This is a genomic window from Burkholderia puraquae (assembly GCF_002099195.1).
Lineage (GTDB): Bacteria > Pseudomonadota > Gammaproteobacteria > Burkholderiales > Burkholderiaceae > Burkholderia > Burkholderia puraquae.
The window spans coordinates 214791-234689 of record NZ_NBYX01000001.1 but is presented as its reverse complement, the minus strand read 5'-3'; the positions used below and the strand labels follow the sequence as shown (position 1 = coordinate 234689).

At 67.7% G+C, this 19899-nt stretch carries 16 protein-coding genes; 10 read left to right on the top strand and 6 right to left on the bottom strand.

The genetic code is table 11. The features are described 5' to 3' along the window. Positions 1-361: 361 nt before the first annotated feature. Positions 362-3127 carry a magnesium-translocating P-type ATPase gene (gene mgtA / locus B7G54_RS01055; protein WP_085037357.1) on the top strand — a complete coding sequence of 922 codons (2766 nt, stop codon included), beginning with the start codon at positions 362-364 and terminating at the stop codon, positions 3125-3127. Positions 3128-3204: 77 nt separating this feature from the next. Then, a complete protein-coding gene (locus B7G54_RS01050) occupies positions 3205-3948 on the top strand; it encodes a transporter (RefSeq protein WP_085037356.1) in 744 nt (247 codons plus the stop codon). Positions 3949-4022: 74 nt separating this feature from the next. Here B7G54_RS01050 and B7G54_RS01045 read toward each other — a convergent pair whose 3' ends face one another. The 3 genes from B7G54_RS01045 to B7G54_RS01030 form a co-directional block, all read right to left on the bottom strand. Then, positions 4023-4307 (bottom strand): helix-turn-helix domain-containing protein, encoded by a 285-nt coding sequence (locus tag B7G54_RS01045; RefSeq protein WP_085037355.1) that lies wholly within the window; start codon positions 4305-4307, stop codon positions 4023-4025. A gap of 98 nt (positions 4308-4405) precedes the next feature. Next, complete coding sequence (locus B7G54_RS01040) at positions 4406-5281, bottom strand: LysR family transcriptional regulator (RefSeq protein WP_085037354.1); 876 nt, start codon at positions 5279-5281, stop codon at positions 4406-4408. Between the two features lie 347 nt (positions 5282-5628). Further along, on the bottom strand, positions 5629-6618 hold the full coding sequence (locus B7G54_RS01030) for a hypothetical protein (protein ID WP_133059129.1): 990 nt from the start codon (positions 6616-6618) through the stop codon (positions 5629-5631). Positions 6619-6872: 254 nt separating this feature from the next. On the opposite strand from B7G54_RS01030, the gene B7G54_RS01025 reads away from it, so the two are divergent. From B7G54_RS01025 to B7G54_RS01005, 5 genes are all read left to right on the top strand, one after another. Continuing rightward, a complete protein-coding gene (locus tag B7G54_RS01025; RefSeq protein ID WP_085037351.1) occupies positions 6873-7967 on the top strand; it encodes a serine hydrolase in 1095 nt (364 codons plus the stop codon). A 42-nt stretch (positions 7968-8009) separates the two neighbouring features. Beyond that, complete coding sequence (locus tag B7G54_RS01020; protein ID WP_085037350.1) at positions 8010-8243, top strand: DUF7661 family protein; 234 nt, start codon at positions 8010-8012, stop codon at positions 8241-8243. A gap of 72 nt (positions 8244-8315) precedes the next feature. Beyond that, on the top strand, positions 8316-8771 hold the full coding sequence (locus tag B7G54_RS01015; RefSeq protein ID WP_085037349.1) for a MarR family winged helix-turn-helix transcriptional regulator: 456 nt from the start codon (positions 8316-8318) through the stop codon (positions 8769-8771). 65 nt (positions 8772-8836) lie between these two features. Next, positions 8837-9400 carry an isochorismatase family protein gene (locus tag B7G54_RS01010; RefSeq protein WP_085037348.1) on the top strand — a complete coding sequence of 188 codons (564 nt, stop codon included), beginning with the start codon at positions 8837-8839 and terminating at the stop codon, positions 9398-9400. Beyond that, positions 9397-10851 (top strand): DHA2 family efflux MFS transporter permease subunit, encoded by a 1455-nt coding sequence (locus tag B7G54_RS01005; protein WP_085037347.1) that lies wholly within the window; start codon positions 9397-9399, stop codon positions 10849-10851. Before B7G54_RS01010 ends, B7G54_RS01005 begins: the two co-directional genes overlap by 4 nt. Positions 10852-10891: 40 nt before the next feature. On the opposite strand, the gene B7G54_RS01000 is transcribed toward B7G54_RS01005, so the two are convergent. Further along, entirely contained in the window at positions 10892-11491 is a 600-nt protein-coding gene (locus B7G54_RS01000) for a LysE family translocator (protein ID WP_085037346.1), read from the bottom strand. Positions 11492-11586: 95 nt separating this feature from the next. Between B7G54_RS01000 and B7G54_RS00995 the strand changes: the two genes are divergently transcribed. Then, positions 11587-12462, top strand: coding sequence for a LysR substrate-binding domain-containing protein (locus tag B7G54_RS00995; protein WP_085037345.1), 876 nt, complete (start codon positions 11587-11589; stop codon positions 12460-12462). A 12-nt stretch (positions 12463-12474) separates the two neighbouring features. On the opposite strand, the gene B7G54_RS00990 is transcribed toward B7G54_RS00995, so the two are convergent. Next, entirely contained in the window at positions 12475-14193 is a 1719-nt protein-coding gene (locus tag B7G54_RS00990) for a SulP family inorganic anion transporter (RefSeq protein WP_085037921.1), read from the bottom strand. 492 nt (positions 14194-14685) lie between these two features. Here B7G54_RS00990 and B7G54_RS00985 point away from each other — a divergent pair, with 492 nt between their 5' ends. Then, positions 14686-15936, top strand: a complete 1251-nt coding sequence (locus B7G54_RS00985; protein WP_085037344.1) for a mechanosensitive ion channel family protein — start codon at positions 14686-14688, stop codon at positions 15934-15936. 54 nt (positions 15937-15990) lie between these two features. On the opposite strand, the gene B7G54_RS00980 is transcribed toward B7G54_RS00985, so the two are convergent. Beyond that, positions 15991-17412 carry an aminotransferase-like domain-containing protein gene (locus B7G54_RS00980; RefSeq protein WP_085037343.1) on the bottom strand — a complete coding sequence of 474 codons (1422 nt, stop codon included), beginning with the start codon at positions 17410-17412 and terminating at the stop codon, positions 15991-15993. 152 nt (positions 17413-17564) lie between these two features. Here B7G54_RS00980 and B7G54_RS00970 point away from each other — a divergent pair, with 152 nt between their 5' ends. Further along, complete coding sequence (locus B7G54_RS00970; protein WP_085037341.1) at positions 17565-19889, top strand: FdhF/YdeP family oxidoreductase; 2325 nt, start codon at positions 17565-17567, stop codon at positions 19887-19889. Positions 19890-19899 lie beyond the last annotated feature (10 nt).

Genomic DNA, 19899 nt, shown 5'->3' with positions numbered 1-19899 from the left:
GAATGCACGCGATGCGCCGTCGCGCGCGTGCGTTCGTGTTGCGCGCAGCGTCAGCCGCGTGCCCCTTCCGTTCGCGTGCCGTCCGGCCGCGCGCCTTCGTGCGTGCGTCGCTGTCGATCGCCCGTGCCGACTATCCGCAACCGACAGGAGTGCAGATGAACTCAGACGACAGTAGTCGATTACCGCTCGCCGGTGCGACGCTTCGCATCGCCCCTCCGGCCGCACCGCACGCGCCGGCGAGCGTTCCCGCCTTCACCGATCCACAGCCGATCGCGCCTGACGCGACGCGGCGGGGAGCGCTCGTGCGTCGATAACGTCACGGTCGCTCCCCGCCCGCCGCCCCGTGCGCAAGGAGCGACTCATGACAACACGACACAACACCTCGCAAAAGAAACAGCGCGGCTTCATCAAGGCCGGCAGCGCTCAGCAGAACGAAGCGCGCATCATACGCGCCGCGCAGGAAGCGGCCCGTCCGCTCGAAGACACGCTGAAGTCGCTGAACACCAGCACGCGCGGCCTCACCTACGAGCAGGCCGCCGACCGCCTGCAGCACTACGGCCCGAACGAAATCGCGCACGACAAGCCGCCGCACTGGGCCCGCCAGTTGCTGCTCTCCTTCCACAACCCGTTCGTCTATGTGCTGCTGGTGCTGGCCACCATCAGCTTCTTCACCGACGTCTACTTCGCGGCACCCGACGATCGCGACTATGTCGGCATGACGATCCTGCTGACGATGGTCACGATCAGCGCGCTGCTGCGCTTCGTGCAGGAATTCCGTTCGCTGCGCGCCGCCGAGAAGCTGAAGGCGATGGTCCGCACGACCGCAACCGTGCAGCGCGCGGTGACCGACTCGTCCGAACCGGCCCGCCGCGAAGTGCCGATGCGCGAAGTCGTGGCCGGCGACATCGTGCACCTGTCGGCCGGCGACATGATCCCGGCGGACGTGCGCCTGCTCGCGTCGCGCGACCTGTTCATCAGCCAGGCCGTGCTGACCGGCGAGGCGCTGCCGGTCGAGAAGTACGACACGCTCGGCGCGGTGGCCGGCAAATCCGCCGGCACGCACGCGGACGGCGCGGCCGCCGATACGTCGGCCTCGCTGCTCGATCTCGAGAATGTCTGTTTCATGGGCACCAACGTCGTCAGCGGCACGGCGACGGCCGTCGTCGTCGCGACCGGCGAGGACACCTACTTCGGGTCGCTCGCGCGCAACGTCGTGAGCCACAAGCGCATCGAGACGAGCTTCGACCGCGGCGTCGCGAGCGTGAGCTGGCTGCTGATCAAGTTCATGTTCGTGATGGTGCCGATCGTGTTCATGATCAACGGGCTGACCAAGGGCGACTGGCTGAGCGCGCTCACGTTCGCACTCGCGGTGGCCGTGGGCCTCACGCCCGAGATGCTGCCGATGATCGTCAGCGCTAACCTCGCACGCGGCGCGGTTGCGATGGCACGCCGCAAGGTCGTCGTGAAGCGGCTGAACTCGGTGCAGAACTTCGGTGCGATGGACGTGCTGTGCACCGACAAGACCGGTACGCTCACGCAGGACAAGATCATCCTCGAACATCACCTCGACCTGTCGGGCTACAAGGACGAGGAGATCCTGCGGCTCGGCTGGCTGAACAGCTTCCACCAGAGCGGCCAGAAAAACCTGATCGACATCGCGGTCGTCGCGCGTGCCGACGAGATCGGCGAGCGCGTGAAGCCGCAGGGGTACAAGAAGATCGACGAACTGCCGTTCGACTTCGTGCGGCGCCGCCTGTCGGTCGTCGTCGAGGATACGCGCGGCACGCACCTGCTGATCTGCAAGGGCGCGGTCGAGGAGATGCTGGCCGTCTCCACACACGTGCAGGATGAAGACGGCGTGCGTCCGCTCGACTTCGTCGCGCGCAAGCGGCTGCTCGAGCAGGCCAGTGCGTACAACGAGGACGGCTTCCGCGTGCTCGTGCTCGCGACACGCACGATCCCGCGCGGCGACGAGCGTCAGCAGTACCGCACCGCCGACGAACACGACCTCGTCGTGCGCGGCTTCCTGACCTTCCTCGATCCGCCGAAGGAATCGGCCGCGCCGGCGCTCGCCGCACTGCGCGACAACGGCGTCGCGGTGAAGGTGCTGACGGGCGACAACCCGATCGTCACGATGAAGGTATGCCGCCAGGTCGGCCTCGAACCCGGCAAGCCGATCCTCGGCACGGAAGTCGAGGCGCTCGACGACGCGACGCTCGCGCAGGTCGTCGAACGCACGACGGTGTTCGCGAAGCTCACGCCGCTGCAGAAGGCGCGCATCGTGAAGGCGCTGCAAGCGAACGGCCATACGGTCGGCTTCCTCGGCGACGGCATCAACGATGCGCCCGCGCTGCGCGACGCCGACGTCGGCATCTCGGTCGACAGCGGCGCCGACATCGCGAAGGAAACCGCCGACATCATCCTGCTCGAAAAGAGCCTGATGGTGCTCGAGGAAGGCGTGATCAAGGGCCGCGAGACGTTCGGCAACATCCTGAAGTACCTGAACATGACCGCGAGCTCGAACTTCGGCAACGTGTTCTCGGTGCTCGTCGCCAGCGCGTTCCTGCCGTGGGAGCCGATGCTCGCGACGCAGCTGCTCGTGCTGAACCTGATCTACGACACGTCGCAGATGCTGCTGCCGTGGGACAAGATGGATCCCGAGTTCCTGAAGAAGCCGCGCAAGTGGGAAGCCGGCAACATCAGCCGCTTCATGCTGTGGGTCGGGCCGACGTCGTCGGTGTTCGACATCACGACGTACATCCTGATGTGGACGGTATTCGGCGCGGGTGCGATGTATCACCTGAACGGCGGCACCGGCGGCCAGATCGTGATGAACTCGGGCTGGTTCATCGAGAGCCTGGTGTCGCAAACCCTCGTCGTGCACCTGCTGCGCACGCAGAAGATCCCGTTCCTGCAGAGCACGGCCGCGCTGCCGGTGCTGATGTCGACGTTCACCGCGATCGCGATCGGCTGCTGGCTGCCGTTCTCGCCGTTCGCGGAGTCGCTCGGCTTCATGCACCTGCCGGGCACCTTCTGGCTGTGGCTCGCCGCGACGATGGTCGGCTACATCCTGCTCGCGCAGATCGTCAAGACGATCTACGTGCGCCGCTACAAGCAGTGGTTCTGAACGTCTTCGCTTGAAGCTGGCCGGCCCGCGCTCCCCTGCGCGGGCCGGCCGGCTCGCCATGCACGAAAGGTGATGCAATGAAGAGAATGCTTCCGCTCGCAGCCGCGAACGCCCTCCTCGCGCCGTTCGATGCCCTCGCCACCCATCTGCTCGTCAGCGACGACACGAGCACGCAGGGTAACGCGAACTGGCAGTTCGAATTCAACGCCGAGGAAACCTCAAAACAGGAAGAAAACGGCCGCCACCAGCTGTGGAACGCGACGCTCACGCGCGGGTTCGGCGAACACGTCGACCTCTACGTGAACGCGCCGTACACGCATCTGCAGACACGCACCGACGAGAACGGTGCCGGGATCGGCGATGTCGAGATCGGCATGAAATGGCGGTTCGTCGAGCGCGGCCCGCTGTCGATCGCGCTGAAGCCGAAACTGACGACGCCGACCGGCAACGACCGGCGCGGGCTCGGCACCGGCCGCGTGGGTGCCGGCGCAACGCTGCTCGCGCAGCTCGACGTCGCGCGGTTTTCGTTCCTCGCGAATGCGGGAATGACGTACCAGCCGAATCGCCAGGGCGACCTGACGTCGATCTGGGCCGTGTCGGGTGCGGCGATCTACAAGGCAACCGACAAGCTGCAGATCGTGGCCGACATCTGCACGTCGCGCAACACGGCAAGCGGCGCCGGCGCGAATCCTGCGTTCGCGGTCGCAGGCGCGATCTATTCGCCGAAGCCGTGGCTCGATCTCGACATCGGCTACCGGCGCGGGCTGAACGACCAGACCTACGATCATTCGGTGATGGGGGGCGTGACGGTGCGGTGGTGACTCGCTCGTGGCGCGTATCGCCCCATCAATCGCGCCACAAGACGACGGGCCGCTTCACACGGAGCGGCCCGTTTTTATTGCGCGTCGTTCGCGCCGAACAGTTGCGCGCACACCGCGCGCCCTTCGTCGGTCAGCGCGGCGCTGCCGGTGCCGTCCTCGTTCAGCGTCGTCGCGCTCAGGCCCGCGGCGTCGAGCTGCGTCAGCACGCGGCGCAGCGTGCTCATCGGCAGTTGCGTGCGTTTCGCGATCTTCGGTAGCGACCACGGCCTGGCCGCCGGGTCGGCGGCAGCTTCGTGCAGCGTCGCGAGTGCCGCGACAAGCGCGGGGTCGAGCGGGGAGTCGTCGGATTCAGAAGTCATCGTTTCCGGTCGGTGAGCAAGACTGGGCCTTTCGTTCGGGCGACCGGCACGCTTTCGGGCGACCGCCGCCGGCTGAAGACACTATACCGCTTCGTCCGTCATGCATTCTTGATCGCCGCACGCATGAACGATACGAAGCGTGTGGTGACGGGATCGTCGCGGCCCGACAGCCACGCGAGCCCGACGCGCCACTTCGCGTCCTTGCCGTCGAGCGGCAATACCGTCGCGTCGCGCAGCAGATATTGCGCACGCGACGGAATGAACGCGACGCCCGCGCCGGCCGCGACCGACGCGAGCACCGACTGTACGTCTTCGGCCTGCTGCGTCACGTGCGGCACGAAGCGGCGCTCGACGCACCACCGGTCGACCTGCGCGGCCAACCCTTGCCCGCGTGCGCGCTGCAACGCGATGAAGCCAATCTCGTTGAGCGTGCCGAGATCGGCCGGCACGCGCTTCAGGCCGAGATGCGGAGGCACCGCCAGCGCCAGCGCCTCGTCGATCACCTTGAACGACGACAGCCCGTCGTCCGACGGCAGGCGCAGGAATCCCGCGTCGAGCTTGCCCGCGCGCAACCGGCGCGTCTGCTCCGCGGACGACAAATCGCTCAGCGTGACGGCAATGCCCGGATTCAGGCTGCGAAACTCCGCGACGAGCCGCGGGACGAGCGTCAGCACCGACAGGCAGATGCCCAGCCGCAAATGGCCACGCTGCCCGCTCGACAACTCGCGTGCGCGGGCGAGGATCTCGTCCGCATCGCGTACGAGCGCCTGCGCGTCAGGCAGGAAGCGCTCACCGAACGATGTGAGCTCCGCGCCGTGCCGGCCGCGCTCGAACAGCTTGCCGCCGAGGCTCGCTTCGAGCGCGCCGATCTGCTTGCTCAGCGCCGGCTGGCTCATGTGCAGCGCATCGGCCGCGCGGCTGAAATGGGAGAGTTCGGTGACCGTCAGGAACGTTCTCAGCAGTTTCAATTCCATTCTTAAAAGGAATCTTAACGATCGAAACATTCATTTTACCGATCGAATGCAATGACGTTCAATACGGACATGCCCTCTCCGGAATCGATCGTCATGTCCCTTCATCCCGTCTGCGAATGTCCGCCCGACGACACCTCGTGCGCGCCGGCAGCCCTCGACAATCGCACGGCAACAGCCGATCTGCGAGCGCCGAAACGTCGTGCCGAACGCGCCGACGGCCGCGGCCGCCGCTTTCGTTTCGGCGATGCGGTGGACGCGATGAGCGCGCAGAACGACGTTTCGGCGCGCCCCGCGAGCGGCTCGATCGCGATCAGTTTCGCGGTGGTGTCGCGGCGGAACTGGCCGCGTTAAGCGTGGTCGGTCGCGACCATCTCCGCCACATCGATCCTGTAGATAGTGCAGTCCGTACCGATGACGTACAGCACACCGCCACGGCCCACCACCTGTGCGATTCCGACCGGCGCCGACCCGGCACGCTGCAAGCGATACGTGCGAATCATCCGAGCCTCGCCGCCGGTACCCAGATGCACGAGCTGCAATGCGTCGGGATCGCCATAGGTACCGCACATCAGCGCCACGTACGCGCCGTACCGCGCCGGGTCTTCCGTCACGGCAAATGCGTGACTGCCCTTCACCGGCATGCGCCATGACGCAACCGTCTGCCGGTTACGCAGGCGGACGAGCGCAAATTCACTGTAGTAATACAGCCAGATGTCCCGATCGCCCGAAACGTTGAGCGCGTAACAATCGTCGATCGGCCCCAGCCCCTCCGGCGGCGAGAATGCATGGAGCCGCTCGCCGTGCCGGTTCCAGGCGACCAATCCGGATGCTCCGACCGGAGACCCCCAGCCAAAATTACCAAAGACACCTTCGTCGAAATAGGACGTCCAGATCTCGCCCGTGCCCGTTGCCTGCACGGACTCGATGCCGTCGCCAAGCAGTATTTCGCCGCACGGCGTGCCGTCACGTCGATAGAGTCGGCCGTTCAGATCGAAGTCGTCCGGTCCGCGATAACGGGATCGACTGCAAACGAGCAGAAGGTCGTCTCCCACCGGCTGGATCTGGTGAATATTGAACGGTTCGTTTTCGATGACGAGATCGAGCAGCGTTTCCCCGCCCCGCCACTCAACGATGCGGTAGCGCTGCAACGCGGACGGTCTCGTTTTCGCAAACGACGCGCCGTTCGACAGCGTCCGGTCATCGAGCGGCTCCAATGCAAACACCATGTACAACGCGCCATCCGGTCCGACGTTGAAGGCAACGCGTTCACCCGTCGCGGACAGGCTGTCGATCGATACGCAAGGCTGCACGGGTAAGGTGTGCGGGCGGCTGGACATGGGCTCTCCTGAACATGACCTCGACATCTTGCAGGCTGTTCCACCGTTTGTCAGGCAGGCGCGACATCTCGACGCGAATCGGCACGCAAAGAAGCGTCAACCTGCCAAACAACGCCTTCGACATTCACCGAGTCGCGCATCTTTTCCCGCCTTCAAGCGTCATCGCGCCGCGATCGACCGTATAATTTTCCGCATCCCGCTGACCACCCATGCATTCCACGCAGCGTCACCGCGCGTGAAAAGGAGACTTTCGCTTGACCGGCCTCATCGCGCGCCTGCCATTCGCCCGGACCACCCTGCTCGTCGCCCTGTCGATGCTGATGTTCGCCTTCTCGACGCACGCGTCGTCCACGCCACGCAACTCGCCGCCGCGCGCCGCGCACGCGCATGCGCCTGCGAAGGCCGTCAAGAAAACCGTCAAGAAGAAGCCGGCCCGGCGCAACAAGAAAGCCGTCAAGCATCGCCGCCCGCGCGTGAAGCATCATGCGGTCAAGCGTCACGCGGCGCCGGCCCCGCAACATCGCCGCGCCAGGCGCACGACCGTCGTGCCCCCTCGCCCGGCCGACAAGCCCCGCCTGATGGCAAGCTGCGGCTACAGCCCGCGCGCGGTCAATTCCCTGCATTCACGCGCAGCCTACGTGCTCGACGTCGATTCCGGCACGCCGCTGCTGGCCCGCAACGCACGCACGGTGCGGCCTATCGCGTCGATCTCGAAGCTGATGACGGCCGTCGTCGCGCGCGACGCCGACCGTCCGCTGAACGGCGTGCTGCGCGTCACCGCGCACGACCGCGACACGATCAAGTTCACCGGGTCGCGCCTGCAGGTCGGCTCGGAACTGTCGCGCCGCGAGATGTTCCATATCGCGCTGATGTCGTCGGAAAACCGCGCGGCCGCCGCGCTGAGCCGCGACTATCCGGGCGGACGCGCCGCGTTCGTCAAGGCGATGAACCGCGAAGCGCGCCGGCTCGGCATGCGTCATACGCACTTCCGCGAGCCGACCGGCCTGTCGCCGCACAACGTGTCGACGGCCGAGGATCTCGCGAAGCTCGTCGGCGCGGCGGCGCAGGATCCGCTGATCCGCTATTTCTCGACGGATACGTCAACCACCGTCCGCCCGGGCGACGGCGAGCTGCTCTACGTGAATTCCGACCCGCTCGTCCGCTATCTCCGCCTGCCGATCCGGCTGCAGAAAACCGGCTTCATCAACGAGTCGGGGCACGGCGTCGTGATGCGCATGCGTGTGAAGGGCCGCCGCGAAACGGTCGTGCTGCTCGGTGCACCGACGCGCGCGGGCGTCTCGAGCGATGCCATCAAGATCCATCGCTGGCTGTCCTGCTCGATCCAGTGAGCGCGCGGGCGGCTGGCGCGTTCACCCCAGGGGAGCGATGCCATGCAGGACGAATACCGCTTCAACGCATTTGGCCGGCTACTCGCTGTCGTACGCAAGAACGACCAGTGGATCGTGTTTGTTCTCGGCGCCGAAGGCAAGCGGCGCCCGGCTGACCTGCACATTCCGTCCACGATCGCCGCGGACGAACTCGCGCAATACCTCGGGGACCTGCTGCACGAGGCCGCGACCCCGAGATACAACGAGGTCGTACCGGTCCCGCTCCGCGACGCGTAACCGCGCACCCGCCCTCTCCTCGGCCCGGCGACAACTCGACAGGTAAACTTGCAAGTTTAACTGTCGTGTCCTATGATTCGCCGCATGACCCCGCCACGCAAACCCGGCGTTTCCGCCGATATCGTCGCCGCCGACCTGACCCTCGCGGTCGGCCAGTTGATCCGCCGGCTCCGCTCCGAGATCGAATCCGAAGGGCTCGGCATGTCCCAGACGAGCGCGCTCGCACGACTCCAGCGGCACGGGCCGATGACGACCGCCGATCTCGCGCGCGCCGAAGCGATGAAGCCGCAGTCGATGAAGGCGATTCTCGCGAGCCTCGAGGAAGACGGTCTCGTCGAGCGCGAACCGCATCCGACCGACGGCCGCCAGATCCTGTTCCGGCTGACCGCGGCCGGCCTCGACGCACGGCTCAAGCGCAACGCCGCGAAACACAAGTGGCTCGGCGCCGCAATCGAGCAGCTCGATCCCGAAGACCTCGACACGCTCGCCGCCGCCATCCCGCTGATCCGCCGCATCGGCGAGCAATGAATCCGGCCCGCGCGCCACGGCATTCGCGCGCACGGCTTTCTTCGTCCCTTTCACGGAGTCCCATCATGAGCGCAACCCGTCTCGACACGAACACGGCACTCGTCGTCATCGACCTGCAGAAAGGCATCGTCGCCCTCCCCACCGCACACCCGGTCGAACCGGTGATCGCGCACACCCGCGAACTGCTCGACGCATTCCGCAGCCGCGGGCTGCCGGTCGTGCTGGTCAACGTCGCCGGCGGCGCACCGGGTCGTACGGAGCAACCGCCGCGCGCCGCGTCGTTCCCCGCCGACTGGGCCGAACTCGTGCCCGAACTGAACCGGCAGCCTAGCGACCACCTCGTGACGAAAAAGACCTGGGGCGCGTTCACCGGCACCGGCCTCGACGCGCACCTGAAGGCGGCCGGCGTCACGCAGATCGTGCTGACCGGCGTCGCGACGAGCATCGGCGTCGAATCGACCGCACGGCAGGCGCACGAACTCGGCTACAACGTCACGCTCGCCGTCGACGCGATGACCGACCTCAATGCGGATGCGCATGTGAACAGCGTCGAGCGCCTGTTCCCGCGCCTCGGCGAAACGGGCACGACGCAGGACATCGTCGCGCTGCTCGACCGGCGCGGCGCGTGAGCGACCCGCGCGCGCGCTCGGCGCAGGACCACGCGGCCGGCCGGCCCGATCCGTCGATCTGGAAGGTCAGCGCGGTCGCGACACTCGGCTCGCTGCTGTCGCAGCTCGACGCGACGATCGTCAACGTGTCGCTGTCGAGCCTCGCGACCGACCTGCACGCGAGCCTCGCGACGATCCAGTGGGTCACGAGCGGCTACCTGCTCGCGCTCACGCTGGTGCTGCCGCTGAACGGCTGGCTCGTCGACCGGATCGGCGCGAAGGCGCTGTACCTGTGGTGCTTCTCGGCGTTCACGCTCACGTCGGCGCTATGCGGGCTCGCGTGGTCCGCGCCATCGCTGATCGCATTCCGCGTGCTGCAAGGCGTGAGCGGCGGGCTGCTCGCGCCGATGGCACAGATGATGATCGCGCGCGTCGCGGGCCAGCAGATGGCACGCGTGATCGGCTACGCGGCCGTGCCCGTGCTGCTCGCGCCGATCCTCGGGCCGGTCGTCGCCGGCGCGATCCTGCAGCACACGTCGTGGCGCTGGCTGTTTCTCGTGAACCTGCCTGTCGGCGTGCTGGCGCTCGCGCTGGCCGCGCGGTTCCTGCCCGGCGACCGCGACGACACGCAGCCGCGCGAACTCGACTGGGTCGGCCTCGCGCTGCTGTCGCCGGGGCTCGTGCTGTTCCTGTCCGGCATCGAGCGGATCAATGAAGCGCTCGGCATCGCGGCGATCGTCGCGTCGGCGCTACTGCTTGCGGCGTTCCTGCGGGTCGAAACGCGCAAGGGCGGCCACGCGCTGATCGACCTTGCGCTGTTTCGCGGCAAGGTGTTCGGCGCGGCCGCGTCGACGCAGTTCCTGTCGAACGGCACGCTGTTCGCCGGCCAGATGCTGATTCCGGTGTTCCTGATCCAGGCGTGCGGCCGCACGCCCGGCGAAATGGGCTGGCTGCTCGCGCCGATGGGCCTCGGCATGCTCGTCACGTATCCGTCGATGGGCACGCTGACGAGCCGGTTCGGCGTGCGCCGGCTGGCCGCCGCCGGCGCGTTGCTCTCGCTCTTCGCGACGCTGCCGTTCGCGTTCCTCGCGCTGACCGGCTACGATCCGTACCTGCTCGTGCCGGCGCTGTTTCTGCGCGGCATGGGCCAGAGCGCGATCGGTGCGCCGTCGATCTCCGCCGCGTATGCGTCGGTCGAGCGCCGCAACCTGCCGATGGCGACGACCTCGCTCAATATCGTGCAGCGCCTCGGCGGCCCGACGTTCACGACCGTGTGCACGCTGTTCCTCGCGTGGCGGTTGCAGGCCGAATCGGTGGCCAGCGGCGGTACGCAAGCGAACGCCTATGCGTGGGCGTTCGGCCTGCTTTGCGTGCTGCACGCGGCAAGCTTCGTCACGACGCTGCGGCTGCCGCCGTGGTCGGCCGGTGCGGGCGGGCAACCGGCCGGCGCCGCACGCGCCGGTTCGCGCTGAACGCGGCGCTCCGTCACGCCGCGCTGTGCGCGCAGCGTCGCTACGGCAGCCACATCGGCACGATCGACACCACGAGCAGCGCGCCGAGCCCGGCATTGAGCCAGTGCCACTGCCGCTCGGTGCGCAACACGCGCGCGAACAGCAGCCCCGCGAAACACCAGAGCGACAGCGACGCCATCGCGGCCACGCCGAACGCCAGGCCGAGCAATACGCCAAGCCGCGCCGGGCCGGACGCAAGCGCGGCGAACGACGCGGCCGCGCCGAGCGTCATCGCCCAGCCTTTCGGGTTGTGCCAGAGCATCCAGACGCCGCTGACGAACCCCTGCGGCCGGTGCACCGCGGCATCGAGCCGCGGCTTGCCGCCGCGCCCGATGCGCACGGCCAGCCACACGAGGTACACCGAGCCGACCGCCTTCATCGCGAGTTGCAACGCGGGCAGTGCGAGCAGCACGCCGCCGAGCCCGGCTGCAGCCGCGGCGGCCATCGACGCCAGGCCGACCGCGATGCCCGCCATCAGCGGCAGCGAACGCCGATAGCCGAAATGCGCACCGGAAGCGGTCGCGAGCGTCGTCGCGCCGCCCGGCGTCACGGTGGACACGATCACGAACAGCATCAGCGGCAGGTAGTCGCGGAACGGCACGGAAGCTCCCGGTTGTCGTCGTAGAAACCCCGTTTTACCCGCGATCCTTCCATTACGACAGCGAAAGCTTTTTATGCTTGCCATTAGCGTTCATAATGCATCGCATGGCACGTAATCTCGACATCGCGCTGCTGCGCGCCTTCGTCACGGTCGCCGATCATCGCAGCATGACGGCGGCCAGCCGCGCGCTGCACCTGACGCAAGGCGCGATCAGCCAGCAGGTCGCACGGCTCGAAACGCTGTCCGGCCCGCTGTTCGTCCGCGAGCACCGCAACCTGCTGCTCACGGCGGACGGCGAGCGGCTGCTCGGGCAGGCACGCCGGCTGCTCGCCGTGCACGATGCGCTGCTGACCGACATGACGGCCGGCGCGGTCGAAGGCGCCGTGCGCGTCGGCGCGCCGCAGGATCTCGTCGCCACCTGTCTCGCACCGATCCTGAAAGGCTATGCGCAGGCGTATCCGCAGGTCGCGCTCACGCTCGTGTGCGCGGCGTCGCCGGAGCTGCGCCGGGGGCTCGCGCAGGGCGAGCTCGACGTCGCGCTGATCGAGGCGCCGGTCGGGCCGTCGCGCGGCGAGTGCATCGCGATCGACCGCCTGGTCTGGGTCGGCGCGAAAGGCGGCACCGCGTACCGGAATACGCCGCTGCCCGTATCGATGGTCGCGCAGACCTGCGCGTTCCGCCCGACGGTGCTCGACGCGCTGCGTGGCTGCGATCGCGCGTGGCGCGCCGTATTCGAGAACGGCAGCATCGACGCGACGGCCGCGACCGTGCGCTCCGACCTCGCCGTGACCGCCTGGCTCGCGTCGACCGTGCCGGCCGACCTCGACATCCTGCCGGCCGGCAGCGGCCTGCCCGCACTGCCGAACTTCGCGATCAACCTTCATCTGCCGCGCGGCCAGCGCACGCCAGCCGCGACGGAACTCGCCCGCCACCTGCGCGACGGCTTCGCGCGCCTGCGCACGGCCGCCTAGCGCCGGTTCCCGCTACACGATGCCCGGCTCCTGCGGCGCCGGCGTCGTGCCGGCGGCTTCCAGCGCCTGATGCAACGTCGGGAAGATGCACGACTCACCGACGATCTCCGTGATCCGGTGACGATCCATGTCCGCACGCAGGTAGCGGTTGACGCGCCCGAACAGCACGCCGATCCCGCGTGCGTGCAGCATCCTGACGAGGTCGGCCAGCGTGCGCGCGGCCGAATAGTCGATGTCGGTGACTGCGCCTGCATCGACGACGAACCAGCGCGTCGGCACCGGCGCCGCGTCGACGAGCTCGGTCACTTCGGCGGCGAACAGATGATCGTTCGCGAAGAACAGGTCGGAGCCGAACCGGTAGACGATCAGCCCGGGCGCCGTCATCGCGCCGCGCCGCGCGGGCACCGGCTGCCACCGCCCGTTGCCTTCGACGGGTTCGAGCACCATCGTGTGCGGCTGGTAGCTGTGACGCACGTGCCGCATCAGCGACAGCGCGACGGCGAGCAGGATGCCGTGTTCGACGCCGACCGTCACGACTGCCAGCGCCGTCACCAGCGCGAGCGTGAACTCGCCGGGGCTTTCCTTGCGGATCGCGGCGAGGCTGCGCACGTTGATCAGCCCGAGCGCGATCGTGAACACGATGCCGGCCAGCACCGCATGCGGCAGATACTGCAGAGTCGTGCTGAAGAACAGCAGGACCACCGCCACCACGGCGGCGAACGCGAGGTGTCCGATCTGGCTGCGCACGCCCGCACCGTCGGCCATCGCCGTCTGCGTCGGGCTGCCGTTGACGACGAACGCGCCGCCCACGGCCGCTGCCGCATTCGCGGCCGCGAGGCCGAGGATGTCGGCGTTGGTATCGACGTCCTCGTCATACTGCTGCGCGAACACGCGCGCGGCGGCCGCGCTTTGCGCAATGATCATCACGAAACACGACGCGGCGACCGGCACGAGATCGAGGCACTGCTGCCACGTGACGGACGGCCAGCGCAACGGCGGCAACCCGCCCGCGACCGGCCCGAGCACCGCGATGCCGTGCGCGGCGAATCCGAACGCGTAGCTGGCCGCGATGCTGCCCGCGACCGCGATCATCGGCATCGGCATGCGCGGCAGGAACCGCTTGCACGCGAGAATCGCGACGACGACGAGCGCCGCGAGCGCGAACGTCGGCCGGTTCGCGTGGACGAGATGCGTGACGACGTAGCCGAGCTGCGCCAGGCTGCGCGACGCCGGATACGGCACGGCCAGCCCGAGCATGTCGCCAAGCATCGCGATCGACACCTGCACGCCGACGCCGGCGAGAAAGCCCACCAGCACCGTGCGCGACAGGAAATCGGCGAGAAAACCCAGCTTGAAGATGCGCGCGAGCAACAGCATCGCGGCGGTCAGCAGCGCGACCATGCCGGCCAGCGCCACATACTCGGCGCTGCCGGCCGGCGCCATCGACGAAAGCCGGCTCGCGAAGATCGTCGCGGTCGCGGAATCGGCGGCCACGACCAGATGCCGCGACGCACCGAAGCACGCGAACGCAACGAGCGGCAGGAACACCGTGTAGAGGCCCGTAACGGCCGGCATGCCGGCGATGCGCGCATAGCCGAGCACCTGCGGGATGTCCATCGACGCGAGCGAAATGCCCGCGAATACGTCGCGGATGGCCCGGCCCCGGCGGATCGGAAGGATGCCTTTCAGCAGTCGCACGCCGGACGCGCGGCTTTCGTTGGAATCTTGCATGCGTGGATTGCGTGAATACGGGGTGACGTGGTTCGCGAAGTCGTTCGCACATCGTGCCCCGGGCAGGCATCGCATGGCAAGTGCGCGAAGGCGGCGCGTGTCGCTCACCGTCGGCGACGGGCTGCAAGCAACGACGAACGGCGCACCGCCGATCGATGCGACGTCCGCATGATTGCATGGATCGCCGTTCACGCGCATTGAAGCGCGAAGGCCCGCCGCAGCGGCGTCGCGCCGACCGAGCGCCGGTGTGCAACGCATCCGGCCATACGCGCGTGCGGCAGCTTGCGGTGACGCACGCTCGTCGCCCGTCCTCACCCGATTACAGAGGAGAACTGCTCAATGGTGAGGAGATTCGGGAGCCGGTCACCCTGTATTCACGGGACGTGCCAGGAACCCGATGGCACAATCACGGTCCCTTTCATGTGCCCTTCACCGGGCGCGCGCCGCGCCGCGGCGCCGATTCAACGCACGAGAAGGCCCCTGTTTGCCGCTATGACCCTGAACGAATCCTGGTTTGCGCCGCTCGTCGGCATCCTCATCCTGCTCGCCGCCGCCGGCGCGATCACGGCCGTCGTCCATTTCCTGCTGTTTCGCGTGGTCGCACGGCTCGCGCGGCTTTCCGCCACGCGCGTCGACGACGCGCTATTCGAGTTCGGCGCATTCAAGTGGCTGAATCGCATCATCCCGTTCGTCGTGATCAAGCTCGGGCTCGGCGCGGTGCCCGGCATTCCCGATACGGCCGCGCAGGCCGCCGACAAGGTGCTGTTCGCGCTGATCGTGTTCCTCGTGACGATGACCGTCAGCGCGACGCTTTCGGCGCTCGAACACACGCATCGCACGTACCAGCGCGATCAGCGCGACCAGCCGCACCTGTCGCTGAAAGGCGCGATGCAGCTCGTCAAGCTCGTGATGTTCATCACGGCCGCGCTCGTCGTAATCGGCGACGCGACCGGCAAGCAGATCGGCCTGCTGCTGTCCGGTATCGGCGCGATGTCCGCCGTGCTGATGCTGATCTTCAAGGACACGCTGCTCGGCCTCGTCGCGGGCGTGCAACTGTCGTCGAACGACATGCTGCGGATCGGCGACTGGATCACGATGCCGTCGGCCGGCGCGGACGGCACGGTCATCGACATCACGCTGAACACCGTGAAGGTCGCGAACTTCGATCACACGATCATCACGGTGCCGACGTGGAAGCTGATCACCGAGAGCTACCAGAACTGGCGCGGGATGACCGAAGCGGGCGGGCGCCGCATCAAGCGCGCGCTGTTCGTCGACGCGACGAGCGTGCGCTTTCTCTCCAACGACGAGATCGAACGGCTCGAACGCCTGACGCTGCTGACGGACTATCTCGAGGACAAGGTCGACGCGATCGAGCAATGGAACGGCACGCTCGGCGCGGCCGGCGACTGCCCGGCGAACCGCCGCCAGCTGACGAATCTCGGCACGTTCCGCGCGTATGTCGCGAACTACCTGAAGGGCCATCCGCGCATCCGCCGCGACATGACCTGCATGGCGCGCCAGCTGCCGCTCACGGCCGAAGGCATTCCGCTCGAACTGTACTGCTTCACCGACACGACGACGTGGGTCGACTATGAATCCATCCAGGCCGACCTGTTCGACCACCTGATCGCCGTGCTGCCGGAGTTCGGGCTGCGCGTGTACCAGCACCCGTCCGGCTTCGACATGCGGCAGATGGCCGGCGCCGCGCAAGCCGGGCTGCAGGCGCCGCACGCGGGCTGATGCGGGCGATGGCGGCCGGTGATCGGCCGCCGCTCGCCGCGCGGCCCCCTGCACTCACCGCGCCGCGCACTCCGACGCGAGCCGCCCGAGCACCTTCAATGCGTCCTCGATCTGCCGCGACCACGGATAGCTGTAGTTGAGCCGGATGAAATGCCGGTAATCGCTGCTTGCCGAAAACATGTGCCCGGGGCCGACCGTGATCCGCTGTGCGAGGGCCAGCGCATACAGCTTCATCGCATCGACCTGCGGCGGCAGCTCGACCCACAGCACGTACCCGCCCTGCGGCTGCGACAGCCGCGTGCCTTCCGGGAAGAAACGCCGCACCGTCGCGCTCATCAGGCTCGCCTGCTGCGCGTACTGCTTGCGCATGCGCCGCAGGTGAAAATCGTAGCCGTCGTGCTTCAGGTACTCGGCGATCGCGAGCTGCTCGATCGCGGGCGTGGCAAGCGTGTTCAGGAATTTCAGCTTCTCGACCTGGTCGCGGTAGCGGCCCGGCATCGCCCAGCCGATCCGGTAGCGCGGCGACAGGCTCTTCGTGAACGACGCGCAATGCAGCACGAGCCCGTCGCGGTCGAACGACTTCAGCGCGCTCGGCGTCGTGTCGCCGAAGTGCAGCTCGTGATAGACATCGCTCTCGATCGCCGGCACGCCATGCTTCGCCAGCAGCTCGACGAGCGCGCGCTTGCGCGCGTCGGGCATCTGGAAACCGAGCGGATTCTGGAAGTTCGGCATCACCATGCATGCGGCGATGCGCTCGCGTTCGAGGACCCGTTCGAGCGCGTCGAGGTCGATGCCGTCGACCGGATGCGTCGCGATTTCCAGCGCGCGCATGCCCATCCGCTCGATCGCGTGCAGCATCGCGTAGAACGTCGGCGATTCGACGGCGATCGTGTCGCCCGGCTTCGCGACGGCCTGCAGGCACAGGTTGATCGCCTCGGTCGCGCCGATCGTCACCACGATCTCGCCGGGCTCGACCACGATCCCGCGCTCCGCATAGCGCCGCGCGACCTGGCGGATCAGCTCCTGGTTGCCGGGCGGCAGATCGTCGATCACGCCCCAGCGCGTGCGGCGGCGTCCGATCGTCTGCGCATAGCGGGCAAGACGCTGCACCGGAAACTGCGACGCATCGGGATACGGCGAGCCGAGCGGCACCGCGTCGTCGCGCGAGATCGAGCGCAGCGTCGACAGCACCAGCCGGCTCACGTCCACGGCCGACGGCTCGGCGGCCGGCGCCGACATGTGCAGTTCGGCCTCGGCCGGCGCCGACGTGCGCGCACGGACGAAATAGCCCGATTGCGGCCGGCTTTCGACCAGGCCGCGGCTTTCCAGCACGAGATACGCGCGCAGCACGGTCGTGACGCTGAGCTGCTGCTGCCGGCTCGCCTGCCGCACCGACGGAATCCGCTCGCCGGGCCGGTACACGCCACGCTCGATCTGCGCCTGGAGATCGTCGGCCAGTTGTTCGTAACGCTTCATGCGCCTTCCTTTCAACTTCCATTCAAAAACACAGTTGCGATCCGCACTGTATGAATGGCCGAAACTGTACTCTTTTTTGAAGTGAACAGGTGTACACACAGCCGGACGGGGGCCACGCGTACTCTGCAGCCATCGCCCCCGACACCTGCATCATGAAAAAGAAATCCGCCACCGCGCGCATCGAACCGTACACCCACCCGGCCGCCGGCTGGGGCGCGCTGAAAGCCGTCACGATCAACCTGATCAAGGAAAAGGTCGCCGGCGGCAACTACCGCACGCTGCTGCGCCAGAACCAGCCGGACGGCTTCGACTGCCCGGGCTGCGCGTGGCCCGACCGCCAGCACGCGTCGACGTTCGAATTCTGTGAAAACGGCGTGAAGGCGGTGGCCGCCGAAGCGACGAGCAAGCGCGTGACGCCCGAATTCTTCGCTGCGCACACGGTCACCGAGCTGCTCGAACAGTCGGACTTCGAGCTCGAACAGCACGGCCGGCTCACCGACCCGATGGTGTACGACGCGCAGACCGACCGTTACGTGCCGATCGCGTGGGACGACGCGTTCGAGCTGATCGCGCGCCACCTGCGCGCGCTGCCCGACCCGAACCAGGCCGCGTTCTACACCTCCGGCCGCGCGAGCAACGAAGCGGCGTTCCTGTACCAGCTGCTCGTGCGGCTGTACGGCACGAACAACTTCCCCGACTGCTCGAACATGTGCCACGAGGCGACGAGCCGCGGGCTGCCGGCGTCGGTCGGCGTCGGCAAGGGCACCGTCACGCTCGACGATTTCGAGCATGCGGACACGCTGCTGATCTTCGGCCAGAACCCGGCCACCAACCACCCGCGGATGATGGGCGAGCTGCGAGAATGCGCGAAGCGCGGCGCGACGATCGTGTCGATCAACCCGCTGAAGGAGCGCGGCCTCGAACGCTTCGCCGATCCGCAAAGCCCGCTGGAAATGCTGACGATGTCGGGCACCCGGATCGCATCGACGTTCATCCAGCCGACGATCGGCGGCGATTTCGCGCTGATCAAGGGCATGGCGAAGCGCGTGCTCGAACTCGACGACGCCGCGCGCGCCGCCGGCGCGCCGCGCGTGCTCGATACCGCGTTCATCGGCGAGCACACGGCCGGCTTCGACGCGTTCGCCGACGACCTGCGCAACGAAAGCTGGTCGGCGCTGACCGCCGAAAGCGGCGTGCCGTACGAACAGATCGACGGCCTCGCGCAGCGCTATGCGCGCAGCGAGCGCGTGATCGCGACGTGGGGCATGGGCATCACGCAGCACAAGCATTCGGTCGCGACCGTGCAGATGCTCACCAACCTGATGCTGATGCGCGGCAACATCGGCCGCCCCGGCGCGGGCCTGTGCCCGGTGCGCGGCCACTCGAACGTGCAGGGCAACCGCACGGTCGGCATCGAGGAAAAGCCGTCGCAGGCATTCCTCGACCGGCTCGGCCACGTGTTCGACTTCGAACCGCCGCGCCACCACGGCTATGACGTCGTCGAGACGATCGAGGGGATGCTCGAAGGCCACGTGAAGGTGCTGATCGGCCTCGGCGGCAACTTCGCGATGGCGACGCCCGACACGCCGCGCACGTGGGAAGGCATGCGCCGCTGCGACCTTTCCGTGCACATCACGACGAAGCTGAACCGCAGCCACCTGATCCACGGCCGCGACGCGCTGATCCTGCCGACGCTCGGCCGCACCGAGATCGACCTGCAGGACAACGTCGCGCAAGGCGTGACGGTCGAGGATTCGATGAGCATGGTCCATGTGTCGTACGGGATGAACAAGCCGGCGTCGCCGAACCTGATGTCGGAGCCCGCGATCGTCGCGCACATCGGCCACGCGCTGTTCGGCAGCGGCAAGATCGACTGGCTCGCGTACAAGGACGACTACGCGAAGATCCGCGACGCGATCGAGGCAACGCTCGACGGCTTCTACGACTACAACACGCGCATCGCACGGCCGGGCGGCTTCCACCTGCGCGTCGCGTCGCGCGACCGCGAATGGCTCACGCCGACGGGCAAGGCGAACTTCATCGCGCACGCGCTGCCGGCCGACACGCCGATCCAGCGCGCCCGCGCGCTGCACGGCGAACGGCTGATGACGCTGATGACGACGCGCTCGCACGACCAGTACAACACGACCGTCTACGGGCTCGACGACCGCTATCGCGGCGTGTTCGGCCAGCGCCGCGTGGTGTTCGCCAACCGCGACGATCTCGCGATGCTGGGCCTGAAGGCCGGCGAATGGGTCGACATGGAAACCGTGTGGCACGACGGCATCGAGCGGCGCGCGGACGGCTTCCTGCTCGTCGAGTACGACATCCCGCGCGGCTGCATCGGCGCGTACTACCCGGAAACCAACCCGCTCGTGCCGCTCGACAGCGTCGGCGACGTGTGCAACACGCCGACGTCGAAGTCGATTCCCGTGCTGCTGCATCGTGCGGCCACGCCGGCCTCGATCGCCGCCTGACGGAGCACGG